Annotated in this window: 21 protein-coding genes; 1 reads left to right on the top strand and 20 read right to left on the bottom strand. The window is 40.7% G+C overall.

Going from position 1 to position 22,968, the window contains the following annotated elements:
* Positions 1-431 precede the first annotated feature (431 nt).
* The 16 genes from AC58P7_RS05325 to AC58P7_RS05250 all read right to left on the bottom strand — a co-directional run bounded on the left by AC58P7_RS05325 (position 432) and on the right by AC58P7_RS05250 (position 17,908).
* Positions 432-1,595: a carboxylate--amine ligase gene (locus tag AC58P7_RS05325; protein ID WP_497340551.1), complete on the bottom strand. Its 1,164-nt coding sequence runs from the start codon at positions 1,593-1,595 to the stop codon at positions 432-434.
* Between the two features lie 114 nt (positions 1,596-1,709).
* Entirely contained in the window at positions 1,710-2,624 is a 915-nt protein-coding gene (locus AC58P7_RS05320) for a phosphatase PAP2 family protein (protein ID WP_497340549.1), read from the bottom strand.
* Between the two features lie 201 nt (positions 2,625-2,825).
* Positions 2,826-2,957: a hypothetical protein gene (locus AC58P7_RS05315; RefSeq protein ID WP_497340547.1), complete on the bottom strand. Its 132-nt coding sequence runs from the start codon at positions 2,955-2,957 to the stop codon at positions 2,826-2,828.
* Entirely contained in the window at positions 2,954-3,658 is a 705-nt protein-coding gene (locus AC58P7_RS05310; protein WP_497340545.1) for a glycosyltransferase family 2 protein, read from the bottom strand. Before AC58P7_RS05310 ends, AC58P7_RS05315 begins: the two co-directional genes overlap by 4 nt.
* Positions 3,659-3,680: 22 nt before the next feature.
* A complete protein-coding gene (locus tag AC58P7_RS05305) occupies positions 3,681-4,589 on the bottom strand; it encodes an XrtA system polysaccharide deacetylase (RefSeq protein WP_497340543.1) in 909 nt (302 codons plus the stop codon).
* A gap of 169 nt (positions 4,590-4,758) precedes the next feature.
* Positions 4,759-5,553, bottom strand: coding sequence for an endo alpha-1,4 polygalactosaminidase (locus tag AC58P7_RS05300; RefSeq protein ID WP_497340913.1), 795 nt, complete (start codon positions 5,551-5,553; stop codon positions 4,759-4,761).
* A gap of 6 nt (positions 5,554-5,559) precedes the next feature.
* Positions 5,560-7,410 (bottom strand): HD-GYP domain-containing protein, encoded by a 1,851-nt coding sequence (locus tag AC58P7_RS05295; RefSeq protein ID WP_497340541.1) that lies wholly within the window; start codon positions 7,408-7,410, stop codon positions 5,560-5,562.
* Positions 7,394-7,762: a DUF2304 domain-containing protein gene (locus tag AC58P7_RS05290; protein WP_497340539.1), complete on the bottom strand. Its 369-nt coding sequence runs from the start codon at positions 7,760-7,762 to the stop codon at positions 7,394-7,396. Before AC58P7_RS05290 ends, AC58P7_RS05295 begins: the two co-directional genes overlap by 17 nt.
* A 1-nt stretch (position 7,763) precedes the next feature.
* A complete protein-coding gene (murJ, locus tag AC58P7_RS05285) occupies positions 7,764-9,380 on the bottom strand; it encodes a murein biosynthesis integral membrane protein MurJ (protein WP_497340537.1) in 1,617 nt (538 codons plus the stop codon).
* Between the two features lie 20 nt (positions 9,381-9,400).
* A complete protein-coding gene (locus AC58P7_RS05280) occupies positions 9,401-11,419 on the bottom strand; it encodes a putative glycosyltransferase family protein (RefSeq protein ID WP_497340535.1) in 2,019 nt (672 codons plus the stop codon).
* Positions 11,420-11,447: 28 nt separating this feature from the next.
* Positions 11,448-13,061, bottom strand: coding sequence for a hypothetical protein (locus AC58P7_RS05275; protein ID WP_497340533.1), 1,614 nt, complete (start codon positions 13,059-13,061; stop codon positions 11,448-11,450).
* 2 nt (positions 13,062-13,063) lie between these two features.
* Positions 13,064-14,119 carry a hypothetical protein gene (locus AC58P7_RS05270; protein WP_497340531.1) on the bottom strand — a complete coding sequence of 352 codons (1,056 nt, stop codon included), beginning with the start codon at positions 14,117-14,119 and terminating at the stop codon, positions 13,064-13,066.
* 15 nt (positions 14,120-14,134) lie between these two features.
* Complete coding sequence (locus AC58P7_RS05265) at positions 14,135-14,443, bottom strand: hypothetical protein (RefSeq protein WP_497340529.1); 309 nt, start codon at positions 14,441-14,443, stop codon at positions 14,135-14,137.
* Between the two features lie 27 nt (positions 14,444-14,470).
* Positions 14,471-16,282, bottom strand: a complete 1,812-nt coding sequence (gene pelF / locus AC58P7_RS05260) for a GT4 family glycosyltransferase PelF (RefSeq protein ID WP_497340527.1) — start codon at positions 16,280-16,282, stop codon at positions 14,471-14,473.
* Positions 16,283-16,322: 40 nt separating this feature from the next.
* On the bottom strand, positions 16,323-17,231 hold the full coding sequence (locus tag AC58P7_RS05255) for an NAD-dependent epimerase/dehydratase family protein (RefSeq protein WP_497340525.1): 909 nt from the start codon (positions 17,229-17,231) through the stop codon (positions 16,323-16,325).
* Between the two features lie 392 nt (positions 17,232-17,623).
* On the bottom strand, positions 17,624-17,908 hold the full coding sequence (locus tag AC58P7_RS05250; protein WP_497340523.1) for a hypothetical protein: 285 nt from the start codon (positions 17,906-17,908) through the stop codon (positions 17,624-17,626).
* Positions 17,909-18,121: 213 nt separating this feature from the next.
* Here AC58P7_RS05250 and AC58P7_RS05245 point away from each other — a divergent pair, with 213 nt between their 5' ends.
* Positions 18,122-18,715: a nitroreductase family protein gene (locus AC58P7_RS05245; protein WP_497340521.1), complete on the top strand. Its 594-nt coding sequence runs from the start codon at positions 18,122-18,124 to the stop codon at positions 18,713-18,715.
* Positions 18,716-18,807: 92 nt separating this feature from the next.
* Here the strand turns inward: AC58P7_RS05245 and AC58P7_RS05240 are convergent, their stop codons facing one another.
* From AC58P7_RS05240 to rnz, 4 genes are all read right to left on the bottom strand, one after another.
* Positions 18,808-19,803: a metal-dependent hydrolase gene (locus AC58P7_RS05240; protein WP_497340519.1), complete on the bottom strand. Its 996-nt coding sequence runs from the start codon at positions 19,801-19,803 to the stop codon at positions 18,808-18,810.
* Between the two features lie 27 nt (positions 19,804-19,830).
* Positions 19,831-20,742 (bottom strand): lysophospholipid acyltransferase family protein, encoded by a 912-nt coding sequence (locus AC58P7_RS05235; RefSeq protein ID WP_497340517.1) that lies wholly within the window; start codon positions 20,740-20,742, stop codon positions 19,831-19,833.
* Positions 20,743-20,759: 17 nt separating this feature from the next.
* On the bottom strand, positions 20,760-21,533 hold the full coding sequence (locus tag AC58P7_RS05230; protein ID WP_497340515.1) for a GNAT family N-acetyltransferase: 774 nt from the start codon (positions 21,531-21,533) through the stop codon (positions 20,760-20,762).
* A 411-nt stretch (positions 21,534-21,944) separates the two neighbouring features.
* Entirely contained in the window at positions 21,945-22,874 is a 930-nt protein-coding gene (gene rnz, locus AC58P7_RS05225) for a ribonuclease Z (RefSeq protein WP_497340513.1), read from the bottom strand.
* Between the last annotated feature and the right edge of the window lie 94 nt (positions 22,875-22,968).

The following is a 22,968-nucleotide window of genomic DNA, read 5'->3' as shown; positions in this document are numbered from 1 at the left end:
TATCGAATGCCATCATGATCTGCGGGAGCAATCTGAGAATTGACAATGAGAACTTGTTTGCACTTTCTTGCATTTTAGCAAAATCTCCTGATAATCTCTTGAACTCTGCTCTTTCCTATCATACTTCATCAGAGTCAAATAAGGATGAATTCATAGTGACAGGTTCTTTACCGACTTAAATCGCATCCAATCGCCAACCAGAATCAACCAGAACAAGAAATCAACCCACAATTCCTAACTCGTTGGTCACCCCGCGCATTTACTGATCAAGAAGTGTTAGAAGATTTACTTCTTAGCCTTTTTTTTAAAAAGCTGGGACTAGACTGAACTTAACGAAGAACTTATTACTCCATTTTTTCTTCATCGCAAGCCCTTTTCTTTGACTCGGATGACCGTAGATCATAGACGCATTAGCTCTCATATCTTTGGCTTCATCGCTTCAACAGCTTAGCCCAAAGTTCACGATCAAAAAGATACCTAAGACAAGTCGAAGCAAAACCTATAGTAGGCAACGGATCGGACCATGACATAATATCATCCATAACCCCTTTTGACTTTCCAGCCCATAAAGGTGGATCCATAGACCAGCGATTCGGATTAGTAGTAAAATGAAGTAATTCCCCTGGAAGCAAGTTACGGCATTTTTCTCCGATTTTATAGTTAAAACAATCTTCTATTTTATTGCCTATTGCAACCTGATATAGCAACCACGGAAAATCAACACCCGATTGGATTGCAAGCTGAAGCGAGTTCCAAAAACGAGGATTGATCTCCATAAATTTCGGAATTCCATCTCGTGGATCCGTCATAAATTCTACTTCAGCCACACCATACCATGGTAGCATACTCATTACAGTTTTCGCTCTTTCCACCAAATCTGGCATCCAAATACTTTCAACTAATGAACTGGGTCCTATTGGAAAGGGAAAATGATGAACCTTCTCTTCAGCATAAGTTACTCTTAATTTACCGTCTCTATCATACAATAAACCTACACCGTACCGCCGTCCGAGTGGTATATATTCCTGCAAAATAGGAAAAGGAAATACCATATGAATTTCTTCATATACCGTAATAAGTTCCTTTTCATTTTGAACAATTCGTATCCCCCTTGAACCAGAACTGACACGAGGTTTTATTACCACTGGATACATTAATTTACGAGCTAGAATTGGAACTTCATCTAAATTGCTAGGAAATTCTGTTTTGGGAGCATCCACTCCTGCCTTTAGCGCTATACTAGCTGAGAGTCCCTTATCTCTGGCGGTAAAATAACTCTCTATAGGAGGAAGTGGTAAATGACAGAATTGACTCAATTCTTCGCGTCTTTCCATTATCATAGTCAAAATGACTTCCTCCATAGGAAATAACACTTTATATTTCTTTAATTGAATATGTTTAACTAATGAATCAAAGAAAAGATCAGGACTGGTTACAGGGTCAGAATAAACCCAAGTGTCGTCGCAAAATTTTGAAAATGCGGAAGGTGTGAACCTCGTTTTCTCCCCTACACCTACGCTTACACCTTTGCTACCAACCGACCTTGTTGCCGCTAAGGACATACGGAGTATTCCGTCAGTTATTAAAAGTGACATTTCTAATACACTCCTTCCTAAAATCCTCACATGTACATTTTAATTTTGCCACTATTGTTTCAATCTCTTTTCATTTTCAATTAATTTCCCAGAGTAATACTCATAAATGTTTTCCTATGATCGTATGTTATTCCACACATTTATTATAAAAGGAGTAATTGTAACAGTTACTATTGCTAAAATGATGCCTCCAATGACATCCACACCATAATGAATTCGTAAATATATCGTAGAAAATATAATACATATCATAAATGGGATATAAACCCATGAAAAAACTTTGTAATAACGCCATACTTGAATTAACATTACGACAGAGGTAGCGGTATGTAGACTTGGAAATACATCTGCTGCAGGTTGAAATACACTTCGATCCATCATCCATGCAGTTAACCCACCTAACTTAGTATTATATGTATAAGTAAAGATAGGCCCAAATCCAGGGACAATCATATAAAAAATATATCCAATATAAAAGGTCATAAGTGTAACAGTCGCATATTCTATCACAGCTTTCTTTCCTTTTGGTATCATAAGAAGTATTGTTCCATAAAGAAAAATAAACCATGATAAATAGGCTCCACTAAATATCCAAGTTAATACGGGAGAACTCCAAGATTCCAACCAAACTGAAGGTTGTTTACCAAAAAAAATGATACTATCCCAATGCTGCAATTCGGTATCATACAATGTAAGTCCTCTAATATTAATAAAATGTGTGATAGATTCAAAAGAAATTGCCATGATTAAGAAGGATGACATGACTCGGAATATTAACTTTGCGAGTTTTTTTAGATTTCCTTTAGGTAAAAAATAGTTGATAACTATCATTATTATTAAGAATAAGGTTATCGCAGTAGTGAAAAATCCTGCATTTATCGAGATATTTATTAATTCGTCAAAGAAGTTTTCTTCTGCAAGTCCTAATTCATATAATAAGAATAACATTATTAAGACAGTTAAACTCATAATCTCGTGTAATTCAAATAGAAAAAATATTTTATTAATTTTAGTTAACGATTTAGACAAATTATTTAATCTCCCTCGAATTTACTTGAGTATAGATCATTTCAGCTTAGTTTCAGTCAGCTTTACCTAGAAATAGGGAGGCACTAAGTAGTTACGATTTAGCAAATAACTAGGCTATTTAAAACAAGAAACACTCCTGCAATAGCTTCTAACTTAACGTATGCGCCAAAAAATGGTCGCAATGACGATAGATATTAGGGCTTAAATACCAAGCACTTCAGGAGTGGTATTGTTGACCGGTTTTAGCCGTACAACCCGAATTCCGCTTCCGTACACCGACCCTTTTACACAAATCGTTCCTGCACAATCGCGATCATCAGCTTCTATGCTCATGCTTCTCTTATCGCTCGATTTAATCTCGCAACCATAATGGATAAGGTCACTTTCATCATATAGTATATGCTTTTATATGAATAAATGGACGAGCTCCCGCCCTCTCTTGCTCTCATCACGACAGGCACCTCTTTTATTTTTAGCCCTAAACGATGAGCAATAACAATCGACTCCGGTTCTGGATAATCGTTGGGATAATGCTTGGCAAAGTATTGAATTGCTCGCTTACCAAAAGCTCTAAAACCCGATGTGGGATCCGTAACTTGCATACCACTTATTGCACGAATCAGATGCTGAATATACAATATGCCTATTCTTCTCATTTTGGTAGATTGAAAACCTTCGTAATCGATGAATCGAGAACCTATCACAAAATCGTAGCCATCGTGAATGATAGGAGTTATGACTTTCCAGATAAAAGTAGGATCATGCTGACCATCCCCATCAATTTGAATAGCGATGTCGTAATTGTGCCGGTACGCATACATATATCCCGTCTGCATAGCCCCGCCAATTCCCAGATTACAGGCAAGGTCAATGACTTTAATGTTCTTTTGCATTTTCGCCATCAGCAAAGTTTGATCGAGCGATCTATCATTAATAACAAGAATATCAAAGTCGCCAGCATTTTTAATGCTATTGATTGTTTTCACAATATTCTCTTCCTCATTAAATGCAGGAACAATAATGAGAATCCTCATCACTCATAAACCTCCTAGTTTGTTATCCTCCGATAGACTGGTCATTTATGCCAGTTGGTCTATAATCAACGCTTTCGTTTAAGCTCCATGTAACGTCAATCTGGTTTTGTGAATTAAATAGATAGGTAGATACTGTCGTAAAACGAAACTCTCTCAAAAGCTTATCGAGTTTTTTTTCACAACTACTAATTTGATAATAATGAATAAAATAATCCCTGATTGACAGCGTCTCTAACTTAGGCTGGTGGGGATCAATTTCTCTCGGATGCAAATAGAAGATGACAGGCTGACCCGATTTGTTCAGACTTCGAAACATGCGTCGGATCAGTGTGTAGGGAAAAAAGCGGAAATAGAAGCCTCCCGAGAAAGGCAAATTCCTAGTACCCAAACGAACGGTTGAGGTTGGAAATTCCAGTATACTCCCTTCATTAAAATTCAGTTGGAAAGGTAATCTGGGCGCGTCAGGGATGCCATAGAGAAAGGTTTTAACTGGAAAAATGCTGGCATCATACTCAATTCCATTGCGTTTTAGAACGGAAAACACCCATGGTGTCTCATGGTTCACGGACCAAGAAGGCGCACGATAGCCCTTTGGTTTCTGACCGATCGCCTTTTCTATGAACGAGATTGATTTTTGTAGATCTTCTTCGAATTGTTGTTCACTTTGCTTATAAATCAATTGATGCCCATATCCATGGGATGCGATCTCATGCCCTTTTTCATGAATGAGGCGAATAAGACTAGGATATTTCTCGGCTATCATACCTAAAGTAAAGAATGTCGCTTTTACTTGATAACGGTCAAACATGTCGAGAATCTTTTTTGTATTTCCGATAACACGTTCCTCGTATTCTCGTCCGGGTTCGAATGAGTTATCCTCATAATTCGCGTGATACCATTCTTCCAGGTCGATTGTTAAAACATTCTCCATGATAAACACCTCCTGCTTAGCGGTGGATTATGAATCTCACGATTGTTTTGGGATCCATACAATAACGAAATGCAGATTGGAAAAAGTGCTACTCCTAATAAGGCTAGATTCTGATTTCAAACAACACATTTCGACAAAATTAATACAAAAAAAAGCTGTGTTAGCAAATTTATAGTAATACTGGCTCATAAACACCTTTCACATATTGAAAAGGTGCTCCATAAAGCAGGAAACCATGACTTTTAGCTTTTTGTTTGGCAGTCTCCCAATTAACATCATCCTGAGACGACTCCTTTTCGAGCAGCAGCATGATTTTGACGCCTTTCTTGTTTGAAATTTGTTCCAGTTGAGCAACAATATGTTCAGTCCATTCTCTTGCCGAAGGTTCAGTGAAATAGGGATTTTCCCAGCAGATACCGTCAATCCAGTCAGCTGTTTGCAGACACAGATCATTAAGACCGTTATTTTGTACAATGACGCACTCAGGATGGAAGGATCGAAGAGCTTTGACCATTTTGACTGCTTCTTCGAGCTGACGCACTCTTTGAAAAGCAGGTAGTGCCGGCGTCTCCACATTCCCGATGGTATCCAAGAATAGCCCTTGGTAGCCGCCTACATTTAATAATCGCCCTATCTGATGAAACAATAGCCCTTGCCATCGTTTAGAGCTTAAATCCAACAAGAAAGTACCAAATACTTCGTTCCTGATCTTCCTTCCTTGCTCATCCTTTAGGAAATCCTCTTCACTTAAATAACGAAAATGAGGATCATAATCGGCAATTTCCATGAAGCTCATGTAAGCAAGAATAACGGTGTTTGAAGCCTGTATAACCGCTATATTCGACGCTGATTGTCCAGCTGATTCCACAACAGCTACATCAAATCTACATAATGCTTCGACTTCACCGCAGCCATAGAATAGAGCATAATTACTAGCTTGCCTGAATTGCTCCCTAGTCTTCATTTTCAACTACTTCACCACCGATCTCGTTACAAATTCGCTATGGACAAAGCAGGTTGCACACGATTTTCCGTGCGAGCCGCAAAGATTTCCTTCAATTTCCCAGCATTTAACGCGGCTTCCTGCTTTACTGGATATAAATACGGGGCAGTGCTCGCAGATGACTGAAGGTGTGCAACACATATCCCAGCAATTTCCAAGGGAATGCTCAGCAAATTTAGGATCCACCCTTTTTCTTTGATACCAACGAACCAACGCATCAACAACCTGTTTGTCCAATTGAGTTCCTGATGCAGAAACTAGCATTTGTAAAGCTTTATCAAAAGAGAGCGGGTCTCTTTGCTTCCGTCCATTAATTTTGGCCAAAAATGTTTGTACGACTGCTAAAATACGCGCACCAACAGGAATCTCCGACCCTCTTAGACCTGCGGGATACCCGGCGCCATCCATTCGCTCATGATGGGACAAAATGTATGAAGCCACTCTTTTATTTCCTGTGGTTACACTTATGATGGAAGCTCCAACTTCGGAATGCAGCTTCATCATTTCATACTCAGCTTCCGTATACTTTCCTTCTTTTTGAAAGAGGTCAGTAGATAAGCCAAGGATACCTATATTACTTAAGTATGCAGCCAATGCAATATCACGGATTTCATCATCCGGGAGACCCAATTCTTTTGCTATGATGATAGCGTAGCGGCTCATTTGATCTGAATAGCCAATCGTGTATGGATTTAAGTTATCCATCATACGAGCCAGTTTTTTTAGAATTCGAATATAAACTTTGGATAAATGCTGGATAGGAGCCTGTGAATCAATGATATCCAACAGGTCTGTAGCGATCATTGCAAAGGGATCTGTTTCTAGTGCGATCCTTTTTTGAAACAGAAAAACAAGAAGCCCTCGATTACCAACTTGAGCAATTGCTATCGCCTGGGTTCCCTGAGCGGCAAGTAATATTGGAAGTTCATAAAATGCGGTTTCGCCTTGTCCAATAACTACGCTCTCTTTACCTTCTACTTGTGAGCAAATAAATCCGAAAAATGTTTCATCTTGTTCCAATTCGATCTGGACGTCCACCTCTAAACCAATCGCAGAAGAAATTTTCCAATAAGATGGTAATCTTTCCAAGTAAAGAGCACCAAAGGCTCCTACAGCTTTTAGACTAGCCTTTATCATTAGATTCAAAGTAATTTTAGGGTCAATGGCTACATCGCTTATATTTTGAAGCGCTTTACCAGAAGCAACAACAACGTCAACTTGATTACGCATGCTTTCCGATAGAATTAATTCAGGTAGCACGTATTGTAACTGCATTGCTAACTCGTCAAGTGATTGTTGAGATTTACGGCTGACTTTACGCACCGGACCAATCCTAAAGGCTCCTATTCCTCCAATCGGCACGAAAAAAAGAGGAACTTCTCCCTCGTTGACCATTTCTGACCTACTTGGAATGGAGGATGTATTTAATGAAATTGGAGGCATATATGCTTCTTTTTTATATGCTGCTAATCCGCTGTAGGAAGGCCTGACTTTACCGAAATCAGATTCGCTATGCCTGACACCTTTTAATATATATTGTTTGTTCTTAGTATCGAATAAATAGAAAGCATAGACTGAAGCATCAAGTAATGTTCCAATTCGCTCCAGCAGATAATCTATGTTTGTCTCAAGTCCTTTCGCGGCTCTGACATTTTCCAATAGAAGGTTAGCTCGATTCAACCTTTCCCTCACCATCCGCGATCGGCGAATCTGCCAAACACAAACTAGCAATGTCATAAGAAACAAGATCCCTAGTCCGACCGCTTCATATATTGCGTATTTTACGATGACAGCGTAAATGTCAGACATTGTTTTCATGATGGTCCTCCTTTTCGTCCTCAATTTTTTGCAGAGCCATGTGCTGAGCTAGTTGCTTTATTTTTTCATTCAATACCGAGATTTGAATCGATTGATGGAGTACAATAACCAATAAAATGAGTGCAGAGAATAAGAAAAGTAGCGCTGGTGGATAGTCAACGCCAATTTTTCTTGCTGTCCAGTTTAGCAGTGACGGGAAAGCTGAGATTATCAAAATTCCAACCGCTCCCGACAACCAAAGCAACGTATTTCTCTCATTTATTTTTTTTTTAGCCAATAAGTACATGACAATGCTGGCAAAACTGCCGCCAACAATCAAGTATACAATTCTTAATAGGTTGATACTGCCCACATTAACGCCCCTTCCAGCCGAAATTCCTTATCAGATTAAATTTCCGCAAAGCGGCATAATAGATCGCTGCGTAAACTCCGAAAACAGATGTCAATAACATGATGCGGATGGCTAAACCATTATTACTTGCTAGATGATTCCATAACTGGGAAAAGAGAAAAAGCACTAAGCAAGGGAGCACATTTGCCATCAGCAATTTTCCTAGCATCTTTATTACCGACAGGAAAGAAAATTGCAGCGCATCGAAAATAAGAATTGTGAACATGAGAGCACTTACCATTGCTCCAATAGCAGCGCCATAGCCAAGTCCTGCAGCTCCGAAAGTATCTTTAAACAAATAATCTGCAGCAATGTTTACACAAGAAGCAAAGATCGTGACCATCAGTGGTAAAAGCATTTTCCCGACAGCTAGAAAATATCGCAAGTATACAGCTGAAAACGATAACCCAATGATTGAAAGAGCATAGCCTTTTAAAATCTCTGAAGTAATATGGACTGAATTATCATCGAAGGCGCCACGTTGGAACAGGATGGATACAATTGGATCCCTTAACAAATAAAACAACAAAGTTGTGGGCAGCGTCACCAATAAGATATCCTTGAACGTCCTTTCCAAAGTCGATTTCAACTTATCATTTTGATTCAAGAACAAATCTTGAGACATGGATGGAAACATAACAGAAGATATAGCAGACACAAAAACCCATAACGGAAGTTGAGAAAGCCGAAAGGCATAGTTTAACCCAGCTACAGTTCCTGTCCCCATTCCAGAAGCCAATTTCCTCTCAACAAAGTAAACAATCTGGCTGCTGGCTAAAATTAATAGATAGGGCACAAAAATATTCCAAAACTGACCTTGAGCTTGCCAGAACCGGGTTATTCGCTCTACGGATACTTTATCAAAAAGTCGTTGCTTTTCCATTGCATTAAATGGCTTCTTCCACCAAACTACACCCCATATAGCAACCGTCATGGCCACTGCACCGAATAATATACTCCACGAAACAACATTTACCGTTTGTTCTCTATTCAGATCAATAGCACCACAACCAACTAATGCGATCATCATCAACACATGAGACAATAAAGGTGCTGCGGCAGGCGCTGAAAATATGCCTGTTGTTTGAAGCAGGGAACTACCTATGGAAAATATAGGAAATAAAAATACTGTCGGAAGCATAATTCGAATTAAAGCAGCGGTTAGCTGCCCCAAATCCGATACGTAAGATCCAACCAGCCATTCGGAAATCGAATCACTGTATTTAAATAATCCAAGCCATACAAGCAAAGTGAAAAGAGAAAATACCAGAATTGAAGTACGCACATCCTTTACGAAGTCGTCCCTTCGACCCGCAGTATAAGCTTTGGTGAAAACCGGGATGCATGATACTCCAAGCGCTGACGCAATCAGGTTGTTACCTATAGTATCAGTGAGGAAATAAGCAAGAGAGAAGCCATCTGCTTGTAAAGAAGTGCCAAAGCAGCTCGCCATCAAGACGTCCTTAAAGAATGCAAATATCGCAACGCTGCCGTTCAATAGTGCAACGACTCCAACAGAACCGAGCAAAACTTTTTTTGCCTCTCCCCACAAACTGACTGACTTTGACTCTATTGTCACCTTATTTTCCTCCCTTCTTGTTAGCTCCAAATTTTGTTTATCTGTTTGTTTCTATCAGCATCACGATGCAAATGATAAACGATAAAGTTATCATCCTCATAAAATATCGAAAACGAGTTGTCTGATTTGTGCGATTCTTTGTAGGTTTGGATCCATACTTGGAGATCTGCATATTCTTTTTCGTAATTTTCGTAATTGTTTTTTTCAATTTCGTACACACTAGTATTATCTTTGCTTACTTGATAAATATTTTTTTCGTAATAAATAAATATATCGTTCACAATATTCTTATCATATTTTTCTTGTCCAATTAATGTAAGCGGTTCTTTTGTCGGATCATATACATTGAGCAAGTGAGGTTGATTATCGGATTTCAGATACATATGATAACCTTTGCCATCAACAATACTAGATTCTTGGACGCGCGGCGAAACAATTAAAAACTGGGATGGCTTGTATTGACTGGAGATTATGAGGTATTGCTCAACTGCCTTATCTGATTCCATTTTATAGGGAATAATTGGTTTAATAGGAACGAAAATAATTGCGAGAAATAGAACTGCTGTACACCCAACTAATTCGAAATAAGACCTTATTTTTTTTGATTGGATGAGATTAAATACAGCATTCCACCCCATACCAAGGATCACTGGAATACAAAGAACCCATATATCTATTGAACGTGTAACAACTACCTCAAATCGAGTCATAGGTCCAACGTACTTATATATGCTAAATGTTATTAATGTAAATAAACTCATAAACAAAAAGGGTAATTTTGACAGTCGATCGCCTCTCACAATAAAGGCTTGCAAAAATACGATCCCAGCTGCTGCAAGGGCAAAATAATCCATGATATGCAGTTGTGGGCTGCTGACTACTGAAAGACGATTAGTCGCAAAACTCTCTGATGATGAATGCTCCTGAACCTTAAATACCTTTGCCATTACATAGGGTATAAGGGTAACAATGACAGTTCCTATCCCCGCCGCTATAGTCCATTTAACTCTTTCAAAATTTTCTTTCCAAGCAAAGATTAAATAAAGTATAAGAAGGACACCCATTCCACAACCTAGCCAAACAAATCCAATTTCATGTACTAACCCTACAGAAGCTGTCCCAGCAGTTGCTGCCCAAAGGTAAAATCTTTTGCCTTTTCTAAGATAACTTGCATAAAAATATAGAGATGGTAGAACGAATACAAAACCAAATTCTTGTGAGTTTGTCGCAGCCTGACGATTGTAAACAGCCCCCACAAATAGCGGACTAAGTAATCCATACACAATAGCAGCAACAAGACCCGCAAGCTTATTTGCTGTAAATCTTGATACAATAAAATAAAATCCTAATTCTAGGAGAATCGTATTTAATGGTCCCGTGTATTTAAGTATATAAAGAGGATCAATATCAGCATATTTGAACAGCATATCTAAATAAATGTGAAATCCCTTGGGATAAAACCCATTTGGGAACAGTATTCGAGCATCAATGGATTTCATCCAGCTTAAAGTCACGTTTCCATCCGACATGCCAGGCACAGGACTAGTAAACGCATCATAAAATCTTATATATCCGGAAAGAACAAATATCACTATAAACACCAGAAAAAACAGCATTTTAGGTATCAAAGAGGTAAAACTATTTAACTCTTGAACCGACCTCTTTTTACGTCCTGTCCACCACACTTTGAATACATGTTTGATCTGAATCAAACCTTCAAAATAATCGTAGATCCACACAATCAATCTATTTTGGAATTGATCTCTTGTTTCCGGAGTCGTATGTGTTGCATATCTATTTACTAACAAAATGCCTAATATTGCCGTTATGGATAAAAATTCAAATAACTTGGAGGCAACGAGCACATACCCCATGACAATGAGAAGAAACACCATTTGCATGTAATTAGCAGCCAATTGTTCTAATGTATCCGTTGTCGTCCTCTTAAATAACAGCCTTGGAAAAAGCACCAACAGCAGCACAAATGCAATTGAATAATGGACTATGTGATATATTTGATTCCAAAATTGCGTGTACATGTCGATGCCTCCCCTGTGTCCGCTTCTCTTACGACGAAACGTATAAATAGAAATCCAGATTACGTAATACACGAATAACGCTTCTCGTAGATATGATTAAAAAGGCAAACGAACCCGTAATTAGGCCAATTACCGCGAATTCATACCCCCACCATCGTGTACAGAGAAACCCCACAACCATATTTAATACCATGGCTGGCCATATCGCTTGAATGGCTAATTTCGGCTGAGACAGCGAAAATAAAATAACGGCATTCATCAAAGCGACTGCAACAAACACATAGGCAATCAATGCCCATAAAAAAACGGACTTCGTAATGGGATCTTGAATGAGAATCCTGCCAACATCGGAAGGGAATCGAGACGTCACATAGCGGGTAATAAAATAAACAAACACTGCGCTAATGATTGAAATAACGCTGATCAAGATCAATCTTTTCCAATACTGCGCCACATACATGCGGTTCATTTTCTCCGCTTCATATCCCCAAAACGCTTTTTGGCTCGTTTGAATATCATTCATTAATTTATTTAAAATGACTTCACTCATCCCCATTGGAATAATGAGGACAAGTAAGGCAAAGTCAAGTCCTAGCTCATAATAACCGCGAAATAAAATGAAAAATGGCATCCCTGCCGGGTCATGTGTAGACCAAGAGATAATTCGATCTACATACAAAAATGTGAAGTACATACCGCCATAGATGAAATAAGGCAAGGTTGAATAGATCGTGACCGACATTTTAGGCAGCTTAGGAGCAATCCCCTTCTCCCCTTTTAACTCGGCTTTTCGAAAGTAATAGATCACCAAACATAGACTAGCTATTGAGATAATGCAAAGAGATATTAGCTGTGCGACGATAATTTTATTGATGCCAAAAATAGACGTAATAAGATAGACAATTCCGATACCTGCTACTAGTAATCCGGTAAAAGCAAGCTCTTTTTTCAATATATACATCACGGTTACGGATAACCAGATTGCATTCAGGAAAAAATAATATAAGAGCGCCACTGAAAGTAAATTGAACGGCAATACTTGAATGTACAAATTAAACACATACAAACAAATACAAACGATTATACAAAGAATAAATCCCAAGAAAATAAAGTAAAACGTAACGCGACGTGCCATATTATAGTAGCCTTGGATCACGTAGAAAAATCCTCGTCTGGCAATCGCCTGTGTAAATCCACCCACTGTAATGAAGCTGAGTATCGTGCCGACTCCAATACTTGTTGCCAACTCGACAGATAAATTTTCATATGACCACAGAGAGAATCGCAAGGTCAACATGGATAAGACGGAGAGTGCCATTGGTAAGGCAAAAATGACCCCGCGCAAAAAATTTCTTGATAACTCAATAATAATTTTAGTTAATGTATATTTCTGTACTTTGGCAAAAGGAGTAAACAATATTTTCCGTTGCATCCTCTGCCAAAGAATTTGCGCCAATTCAAAAACATCTTCCATTCCAAAACGTTCTGCTACACGCTCGTCATTCCATCCCATTGATTCAATAATGGCTGCAATTTCATAGTAATCCTCAGGTTGAAGATGTTTATTAAGTACAGCATCAAGCATCTCGTTCAGCGCATGTTCTTTGTCATCAACGGATTTTAATGATAATGCTGTTTCCACGTCTATTCACCTAATCCTGGTATGGTCATATGGACAATCAGCTCGGCTAATTTCCCTTCTCTTTGCGCGCGACGAATGACTTCCTCTGTAATCATTGCTTCTTTCGCTACGATTAGGCCTCCTTTTTGATCATGAAGATTCTCTCCAGCAATTTTGCCAATGATATAAGTCCGCTTAATTTTCTCGATTTCTGCGTTATCCGATTTACCCATGTAATTGTTGTCAGGAAACGATTGTTTTTCAAACTCGACTTGAAGCCCAGCAGCGATTTCCTCTTCAAAAGCTGATTCTATCGGAGCAGGAATAAATTGTGTGGGTGTCGCTTGCTGCTGCGGTTGTAAAGCTCTAGGTTTCTCACGCTCAGCGCTAATAGCATGTTCAGTAATACCAACGCTTTCCTCATCCAAATACTTGTCCGCATCACCCCAAAATCCACTCGAAGAACCCACTGATTGACGAAAGATCGATTTGGGAGTATGCCTATTATTGGGAGGCGTAAATATACTATCAGAAGGCACCTCTTGCGATACTAATACTTCTTCAACTTCGGATATTACTTCAACCTCTGGTACTACTTCAACTTCGGGTGTTACTTCAACCTCAGGTACTACTTCAACTTCGGATGTTACTTCAACCTCAGGTACTTCTTCAATAACAAGGTCTTTCCGTACTTCAATAACCCTATCGGATGATTCTGTATCAAGAATTTCTGATAGACTACCCTCTTCCGAATCTTGGACAATCTTTTCTCTATTTGATGATGAGACAATCTTTAGCATCGGTTTTATGAAAGGTGCATCATCCGATGGCTTCATGTCCGGTTCTTCTGCTTTATGCAGCACTTGCTCGAGGAGATCCTTCGTTCTCTCTTGCCGCTGGCGGCTGCGAAGGTCAGTGAGCTTTTCACCAAGCTGCCCATTTTGCTGACTTGCAGTCTTCACTTGCGACCTTAACTCGTGCAGTTCTTTCTCTTGGAGATCGTGAAGCCTCTTAAGAAAGTGATCGACGGATTTTTTATGAAGACCGAATAGCACTGTTTTTCGATATTCTTTTCCCATCCGCTTCCCCCCTCGTTATTTTGCTCTTATTCGTTCCATTTTTAATGAATGTTGGGGCTGTTCACTCTTTATTTGCTGCGAGTGCTTCTGTTGTGTTTTTTGAAGCAGCCCATCTAACTCCTTTTCCATAACAGCTTGTTCGCCTAGTTCTTGTTGTCTAAAAGCGATTTCCTCCAGCATGGATTGATTCATTTGCTTTAATTCAACAAGCTCTGATTCCAACTCATTTTTCATCTTCTCATAGTGCAATTTCATCGCAGCTACTTGCTTTTCTACTTCCTTCGAATTGTATCCGAACAAAGATCGTCGTTGACTGGCTCTCATAGCTACCTCCCGTCTTTCGTTATTTGTTTAGGCAGGCTTAACCTGCTGAACAAATTGAAGAAGAAGTTCATACTTTTCCAACTCGTTTAGCGCTTTATCGTGCTCTCCAAGCTGCTTGTAAGCAAATGCTATCTCAAGCAATAATACAGGAGCGGTTGGTGATAATTCATGCTCAGCAATCGCGGCACGGAATTGAATAATAGCTTCTCTGTAAAATCCATTCAGCAGCAGAGCATAACCTCTCTCGATAAATAGCTTTTGTTGCGCGCTTTCATCGAATCTTTTTGCAGCTGCAGGACGCAGTGTTGTTGTTCCAAAGCTTTGTTTGACTGGTGCAGCTTCTGCGACCGATCTTGAATATGCCGTATCCTTTGCACCAACAGCAAGCTTAATATAGCTTTTTAAATGTAATTCAAGCACTCTATCCAATGTAAAGAAATTCAGTGCCCGTTCCCTGCCTTCCTTACCCATCGTTTCACGAAGTTCGGGATTTAGCAGCAGCTTCATGGTTCCCTCGGCAAGGCCTTCCGCATCAAAAGGTTTAACCAGAATGCCCGTATGACCCAAAGCTTCCTTGATACCTCCAACATCCGTTGCCACAACCGGTTTGGACGTCATCATAGCTTCTACAACAGAGTAAGGAAAAGCCTCGGATATACTGGATAAAACGATGACATCACCACTTTGATAGGCAGCTGCCATGTTGCTCGTATGCCCAGCAAACGTAAAGGTTTGTTGTAAGCCGAGTTGGTCTCTTAGCTTCTCACATTCCTCATAATACTCGGGAACCGAAACAGAACCATGTACTACATATTGCACATCTGGAATATGTCGCCTCACAATAGCAGCTGAACGAATCAGTGACAAAATATCCTTGATAGGATCGATGCGCGCAACGGTGACTACCGTTAACGGCCCACTTTTCACGCCAGCTGCTTCTGTAAACACACGTTGATCAACACCGTTGTATATCACTTCGATGTTCTCTGGATTTACATCAAATTTACGTTCCCAACGCGTGTTGTAATGACATACTGGAGACACCTGATCCGCATATGCATAGTTCATGCTAGTTACAGTATGAATCATACGTATTAGGAAAGTATTCAGAAATGAAGAATAATCTCGTTTAGCGAGCGATAAATATTGCTCTCTCAAATAAACGCCATGTTCGGTTAGTAAAAAAGGCGTATTATGTTCCAATTTAGCGATCACACAGGGAATCCCACAAAATGCCGCGGCAGACGCATGGCTTACATGAGCTTTGGGCACTGGCGTGTTCACGATATTAAAAAATCGATAAATCCAACCCATGCTTTGGATTAAACAATAAATATCCGGCTGGCCGAAACGATTATTCGGATCATCCACAGTCTCCCGGATAATACGTTTAAAGGTGTCCCATGTCAGTTCATTTTTAAAACTTTGCTTGAAATCATATTCTTGAAAATAACGATACAAGGCGAATATGGTATGTCCGAACTGTATCGGTTTCTTTTCAAGACTCACTATTTCTCGGATAAGTTCTGTAAAAAGCGGTAAGAACTTTTCCTTCACTACCGTTGAATTCGTCCTTCTCTTGGCCAAAAACGACTCAGAAAATGGCGTGCTCAGATGTTCACTTGGCTCTTCTGTTCCCCATAAGGGCATTTTCACAAGACCTGTATCGCGAGGCAACTTAAATTTTTGCGTAACAAATGGATCCATTAGAACACTATAGATGACGTAATCAACCGATTGTAATTTATTGATAAGAATATCGCACCAAGTGCTGACGCCCCCTTGATGAAAGGGATATGTACCTTCCGTGGAGAGCATGACGATTAGTTTATCATCCATAGCCATCACCCTACTGTTTCATTTAGTTAAGTCTCGTTGATTATCTATAATAATTGCAAGTCTCAGTTAAACCATCGATTAGTGTATATTGGGGCTGCCAACCAAGCGAAGTTGCTGCAAGACGATTATCTAACCGACTATGTTCAATATCGCCTTGTCTGCTCGCTTGAAAATCAGGTTTCATCGGTGTCTCAAGCAACGTGGACAGGATATCGTATAGTCTATTAATACTCGTTTGCTGATTAGTGCCGATATTCATAACCATCTTGCTGCCCTTGGATAATGCGCAAATGTTGGCGCGGACGACATCTTTGACAAAGATGAAATCTCTTGTTTGTTCGCCGCTCCCATAGATGACAGGTGATACCTGTGACAATAGCTTATCGATAAATATGGAAATGACGCCGCCCTCCCCTTTCGGGTCCTGCCGCATGCCATATACGTTGGCATATCTTAACACGGTGTAGTCCATTCCGTATAACTGTGCGTATACGTCCAAATAGTGCTCAAACGTATGTTTGGAGATGCCATAACAAGACTGAGGCTTGATCGGATGCGATTCCGTAATCCCTAGATATTCCGGAGAGCCGTATACCGCAGCTGAAGATGCGTAAATAATTTTACGTACGCTGTATTTCCGACACAATTCCAACACCTGGAGAGAGCCGATAATGTTAATGTTCGAATCTTGAATAGGTGCTTGCAGCGATGATTTAATATCAATCTGAGCGGCATGATGAATGACAACCTCTGGTTGGAATCGTTCAAATGCTTGAGATAATCGCTCATCATTGATGTCAACATGAAAAAACAGGGCGCGTTCATTTAAATGCTCTCTTTTACCAGTACTTAAGTTATCTACAACAGCAACTTGGTGTCCATCTTCAATGAGTGCATCTGTAATTTGGGATGCGATAAATCCGGCGCCGCCGGTAACTAATATTTTCATTCGTCGTGATTAGTCCCCCAGACCTAGTTCTTTATACCTATACAATATCACTCAAACGATATTCCCACAAGATGCTAGTTTATATTACATTTTTCGTCATGACATGAACCTAAAAGTTAATTATACTCCAAGAATACTAAATTTTCATGTGGTAAGAATTAATAATACTTACATTAAATCTCTTTCATCACACCTATTGAAGCATCCTTTCAAAAACGATCTAAACAATGAGATCGGTGACTAGACTTGGAGAAATAAGTTGCTGAAATGCAGCACAAATACCCTCATGAAACCCTACTGGTAAATAAGCCAGTTTAGGATCCCGTGGGGGTATTGTGCACCAAAAGGTGCCATTTCGTTTCTTCCATTTTACAGAATATACGTTCGTATGTCTACATTAAATCGGCTGAATCATCATAATCATATCGAATGCCATCATGTTCATCACTTGTTATTTGAGCTGTGACCGACAGCGCTTGGTTCGCACTTTCTTGCATTTTAAACAGAACTTCTTGATAGTCTCTAGTTCGGTGCTCTTCTCTATCATATTTCATGGCAGTTCTTAAAGCTCTTTCAATGATAATGACATCATGACTCGTGAAATTCACGGCTTCTCGCACCTCTTCTTGGTCCATCATTTCATAACAACTAGCTTTGCCAAATTGCGCCAAACCCATACAAGTCAACAAAATTATGTCAAAAACTTCTATTGAAGTTATTCTAGGATGAGCGACCGCGTAGAGATTGTTTTTATCACCAATAAGAATTTGTTCTTCCGAGTACAGGAAACTTATAAATTCATATGTGGTAAGAAATTCGTAAACTAGCTTGGAATCAGGTAAAATTAAGATGAGATACAAATGAAGAATATAAATTAGGAGGAATATCCAATGTCCGAATCTTTATCTGCTGAAATTGAAGCGCATCGCCAACCTGAACACGAAATCAACCCACAATTCCTAGAGCGTTGGTCACCGCGTTCCTTCTCCGACCAAGAAGTGTCTGAAGACGTACTACTAAGCCTGTTCGAAGCAGCAAGATGGGCACCATCCGGTAGCAATAATCAGCCTTGGCGCTTTATTGTCGCTCGTACACCAGAGCAACTGAGTAAATTCCATTCTTTCATTATGCCGCTTAATCGTGTATGGTGCGAAAAAGCCCCCGTACTTACACTTGTCATTTCAAACACCAAAACACCAAGAGGAACTGATAACCCTAGTCATGCTTTCGATTCTGGTACGGCATGGGGTTATCTAGCACTAGAAGCTAATAATCAAGGACTTATCACACATGCGATGGGCGGATTTGAACGTGAACAAGCGCGTGAAACGCTTCAGATCCCTGCTGAGTATGAGCTTCACGCGGTTATTGCAATCGGATACCGCGGTCCTGCGGAAGCTCTTCCTGAAAATCTGCAAGAACGAGAAGTACCATCAGGAAGACGTGAAATTAGCGAATTGATCTACGAAGGTGAATTCAAGTAATAAGGCCCATTTGAACAAAAAGAACACTTCAGCACTTGAAAACAAGCGATCTGAGGTGTTGTTTTTGTTATTTGTAAAGAAAAAGTGATCATCTACACATACGGCGGTTCCCATGCTTTTTTATCCATACCGATCCGATCACTCACTACTTTCATGTCATGATCGAGATGAACATCCACACCGAAAGTAAGCTTACGCTTATGCCAAAATCGCATATCGCGCCACTGTACCTCATAGCCGCCGTTCTTCTCCCTCCAACTCACATAAATGTGCTGCGCAAAATGCATAAATGCACGAACGCCATCTGTCCCCATCGTTGCTTTCACAACGGGGTGACTATCCTGTCGATTGTAATCTTTTTTACTGTATTGTTCTAGCACATGCACGCGTCCGTTTCGAAGCTCCCCCAAATAGAAGCTAGTGTCACTTTCATAAACGAACTGCCAATAAAACCAGTTCAAACTTGGCACAAGATGACATACACCTGAAGAAATCTTTAACTCGTTTCGTACAAGTTTAATGAGGTTTTTACGCTGAGAAGATTGAATGCCAATGTATACAAGTGTTGCGGCAAAAATAAGTGCAAACATCTCCCCGATGTGATTTCCTACCTCCCCTCCCCATACCACAAACCAGAGGAGCGCGCCTCCAGCATGAAGCACAAACAAGAAAGGATCATAGAGACAAAGGGTGTCAAAATGCAGCCATTTCTTCGTAAAAGGACGTAAACATTGTACGCCGTATACATTTAGAACATCTAGGCTTACATGGCAGACTACCGCTAATAATGTCCACACATATACACTAAAAAAATGTCCCCAAACGCCAAACAATGCCGCGATTGGCAAGCTTATTAATAGTGGCCAAATGAGTAGTGCAGGTAAAGAATGCGTCACACCTCGATGAATGCGAACATAACTCGCATAGCCACGCAAACGAGCAAGAGTATCTAGATCTGGCGCATACGAACCAACCAGCGTTCCAACGAGAATGGCATGTGCAAGCGCCGGCTCTTGACTGACGACTGTTTCCAAACACGCTAAACCGGCGAGGCTAACCCCAAATAATAAGTGGCTCCCTGTATCCATGTATTGATTCCCCCGTCCTAATGTCCTTTATGGTTGCTGCACGTTTTCCCAACGTTCATGAACGTTAAACCAATAAAACCACGAAGCAGGCTGTTCCCGGATTACCCGCTCTACAAAGTCATTCAGCAATAGATTGGCATCTGCTCTAGCAACCCGCGCTGAACATGTTTTTGGAGTGGGCAGGATGAGAGGTTCTCCAACGACTAGTCGATGCTTGAAGCCTCGTGAACGGAACCCATAGAAAGGTACGATTGGAACTTGTTGCTCAATTGCCAGCATTGCGGTTCCTTCAGGCGTACGTGTAATCCTGCCAAATAGCTTCGACAAAGGAAATGAAGGACGCCAGAAATCACCAAGCAGGAAGACGATGCCTCCGGATTCAACATGTTTCTTTAACGTGCGAAACAATTCCAGTGGTGGAACACTATCGTAATCTAACCCTTTACATCCCAAAGCGGCAAATTTCATATACAGGGGCTTGAGTTCAGGACTCCCCGCGGAAGCCACCGTAAGACAATCGAACATTTTGGAGAAATACCAATAATAATTGAAAAAGTTGCCCACATGAGGCGTATAGATAATAAACCCTTTCCCCTTTGCCAGCTTCTGTGCGGCCCATAAATGTTCCTCACCCTGTAACTCGAGTTCAAGCTCACTCAACTTATTAGATTGGAAACAAATTTCGTACAGTGAGAATACAACATTTCGCAAATATTGCCTTGTCAGTGACCTTACTTTCCGCTCAGGCATCGGACCTAAGACATCTGCCAGATTAGTTTTCACACGCTTCAGAAACCCATTCCGAGAAGCCACGTACCATACTGCAGCTATCCCCCAGCATAGGATCGACATCATCCATAATGGAAAAAGGGGCAGCAATCGCTCCAGTGGACTTTGTTTTTCACTACCTGAGGTTAACCTAGCAATCCATTCGTACAAGACAAGCCCACCTCATCTTAGTCTTCATGTAGAAAATGACGTTTGTACTTACGTGCGACCTTATCTTTTTGCAAAACAATGAAGTAGTCTACCGTTCCAAACAACGCATCATAAGCAGGGTCACCACCGATTTCCGCCCCTAGCCACTGATAGCCTTTCATCAAAGGAGGCAGTTTACGAAACATATCCTTCTCATTACCAGTAAGCTCAATTTGAGCTAAGCCGGAAATTCGATGCGTTTCAAGCGGCTTAATTCCAAATCGGTCAGTAAGCACTTGTTTCTGTCGCAGCATCGTATACATCTCGTTTAATTCCTCTATATTCGAAATGTGAACACTTGCACACCCGATTAAATGCGTAAAATTACGCTCGCTGATATAGCTGGCAATCCCTTCCCACAGCATCTGAATCGCTCTACCGCCACGATAGTCAGGTGCGATGCAGCTGCGTCCCAGTTCCAAGCATTGTGTCTTCAAATCCGACATAGAGCCTAAATCAAATTCAGTTTCCGAGTAAAATCCGATCCCCTCACACGCGCGGTCTCCAGGAAGTAATCGATATGTGCCGATAACCTGATCCGTTTCGAGATCTTTGACAATTAAGTGATCACAATAGGCATCATAGTCATCGGTTTCAAGCCTTTGTTCATTCATCAAACGTAAATTCTTTTCTTCCTCGACGAAAATCTGATATCGCAGTCGCATCGCTTGCTCAATTTCTTGTGCATGGTTTGCCAGCTTCACCATCAGCTTAGCAGGTTGTGGCGCCGTTAATAGAGGTACTCCATTCATTCTTCCTCACGCCCTTCCAACTAGAGTTTACAATTCCAGATTAGCAGAGCTTTATTTTCTGCTGATTTGCGTGTTATGAAGAATTTGTAATTATCGTGACATTAGCCTTGCAAATGGAAAAAAGAACGCAATCGCCCCTAGGCGATCTGCGTTCTTTCAAAGTATCCAGTCCACTGGTTTTGACTTCCCTTATTCTGAATCTTTATACGATTTCCTGATTTCCTTAATCATAATGAAAAAGATCGAGGAGATAAAGATAGAAAGCAGCACTTCAGCGAGTGTAATTTCCATACCTTCACCTCGAATTTCGTTGGTTTTGTTTAGTGTATGAGGTGAACGCAGGAAATTGACGCTGAAATTGAAATAAATAAGCTTCTCCCGTTAAGTATTTAGCGGAAGAAGCTTATTTATTTACACTTTACGCGGTATTTCAAAGCTCCAGAAGTCCCTCGCCAAGTGGCTATTTGGGTGAATTTGCTGCGCCTCATGGAGCAGTTCAGTTACACTATCACCTTGGTAGCGAGAGCTAAGATGCGTCATGATGAGCGCATTCGCACCAGCCTCTTGGGCAGTCCGCCCAGCATCGGTTGAGGTTGCATGATCAAAGGCATACGCAAGCTCCTGCTTATCCATCGCGAACGTCGCTTCGTGTACGAGAACATCTGCGCCGCGAGCTAACTTTTTAGCTCCCTCGCAGTAACGTGTGTCCCCTAGAATGACGACCACGCGGCCAGGAACTGGTGCTCCCAAGAAGTCTTGTCCATGAATGGTCCGACCGTCTTCAAGCTGCACCGAGTGTCCTAACTTTAATTGACCATAGATAGGTCCCGCAGGTACTCCGAGCTCATTGAGTTTTTCATTCAAAAGCTTGCCAGGTTGATCCTTCTCCACGATCCGAAATCCGAAGCATTCAATGCGATGCTCCAGGCGAGCAGTTTCCACAAGAAAGCTGTCATCCTCGAAAATAACGCCCTCTTCATCAAGCTCTACAAGCTGCAGTGTATAGGTCAGATGAGCCCCGCTTACCTCTAGTGCGGTATCAACGAATTGCTTGAGTCCCTTTGGACCATATAGTGTCAAGGGTGTATCGCCACCTAAGTAGGAACGACTCGTCAACAATCCTGGAAGCCCATACAGATGATCTCCATGCAAATGGGTTATGAACACTTTCTCCGTCCGACCTAACTTTACAGGAGAATTTAAAATCTGCTGCTGCGTACCTTCCCCGCAGTCAACAAGCCAGTACGTTCCCCGTTCGTCCAATAAATTCAAAGCAATTGAGGTTACATTCCGTTGTTTGGAGGGCATACCCGCCCCCGTTCCTAGAAAATACAAGTCCACAAGCCAAACCCCATTCTATTCAATATCACATTGGTAAAACGGAAAGCGAGGATGCCGCGGAACCCAAATGTTCACGCTAGCTGCCTCGCTCTCT

It is taken from the genome of Paenibacillus sp. J22FR5 (assembly GCF_059691975.1).
The sequence above is the reverse complement of the archived record's forward strand: the minus strand, read 5'-3'. Positions and strand labels throughout refer to the sequence as shown.

Excerpts from the sequence above, each read along its gene's own strand:
- AC58P7_RS05325 (WP_497340551.1), bottom strand. The coding sequence starts at position 1,595 with ATGTCACTTTTAATAACTGACGGAATACTCCGTATGTCCTTAGCGGCA.
- AC58P7_RS05315 (WP_497340547.1), bottom strand. The coding sequence starts at position 2,957 with ATGAGCATAGAAGCTGATGATCGCGATTGTGCAGGAACGATTTGTGTA.
- AC58P7_RS05310 (WP_497340545.1), bottom strand. The coding sequence starts at position 3,658 with ATGAGGATTCTCATTATTGTTCCTGCATTTAATGAGGAAGAGAATATT.
- AC58P7_RS05305 (WP_497340543.1), bottom strand. The coding sequence starts at position 4,589 with ATGGAGAATGTTTTAACAATCGACCTGGAAGAATGGTATCACGCGAAT.
- AC58P7_RS05300 (WP_497340913.1), bottom strand. The coding sequence starts at position 5,553 with ATGAAGACTAGGGAGCAATTCAGGCAAGCTAGTAATTATGCTCTATTC.
- AC58P7_RS05295 (WP_497340541.1), bottom strand. The coding sequence starts at position 7,410 with ATGAAAACAATGTCTGACATTTACGCTGTCATCGTAAAATACGCAATA.
- AC58P7_RS05280 (WP_497340535.1), bottom strand. The coding sequence starts at position 11,419 with ATGTACACGCAATTTTGGAATCAAATATATCACATAGTCCATTATTCA.
- AC58P7_RS05270 (WP_497340531.1), bottom strand. The coding sequence starts at position 14,119 with ATGGGAAAAGAATATCGAAAAACAGTGCTATTCGGTCTTCATAAAAAA.
- AC58P7_RS05265 (WP_497340529.1), bottom strand. The coding sequence starts at position 14,443 with ATGAGAGCCAGTCAACGACGATCTTTGTTCGGATACAATTCGAAGGAA.
- pelF (WP_497340527.1), bottom strand. The coding sequence starts at position 16,282 with ATGGATGATAAACTAATCGTCATGCTCTCCACGGAAGGTACATATCCC.
- AC58P7_RS05255 (WP_497340525.1), bottom strand. The coding sequence starts at position 17,231 with ATGAAAATATTAGTTACCGGCGGCGCCGGATTTATCGCATCCCAAATT.
- AC58P7_RS05250 (WP_497340523.1), bottom strand. The coding sequence starts at position 17,908 with ATGGGTTTGGCGCAATTTGGCAAAGCTAGTTGTTATGAAATGATGGAC.
- AC58P7_RS05245 (WP_497340521.1), top strand. The coding sequence starts at position 18,122 with ATGTCCGAATCTTTATCTGCTGAAATTGAAGCGCATCGCCAACCTGAA.
- AC58P7_RS05240 (WP_497340519.1), bottom strand. The coding sequence starts at position 19,803 with ATGGATACAGGGAGCCACTTATTATTTGGGGTTAGCCTCGCCGGTTTA.
- AC58P7_RS05230 (WP_497340515.1), bottom strand. The coding sequence starts at position 21,533 with ATGAATGGAGTACCTCTATTAACGGCGCCACAACCTGCTAAGCTGATG.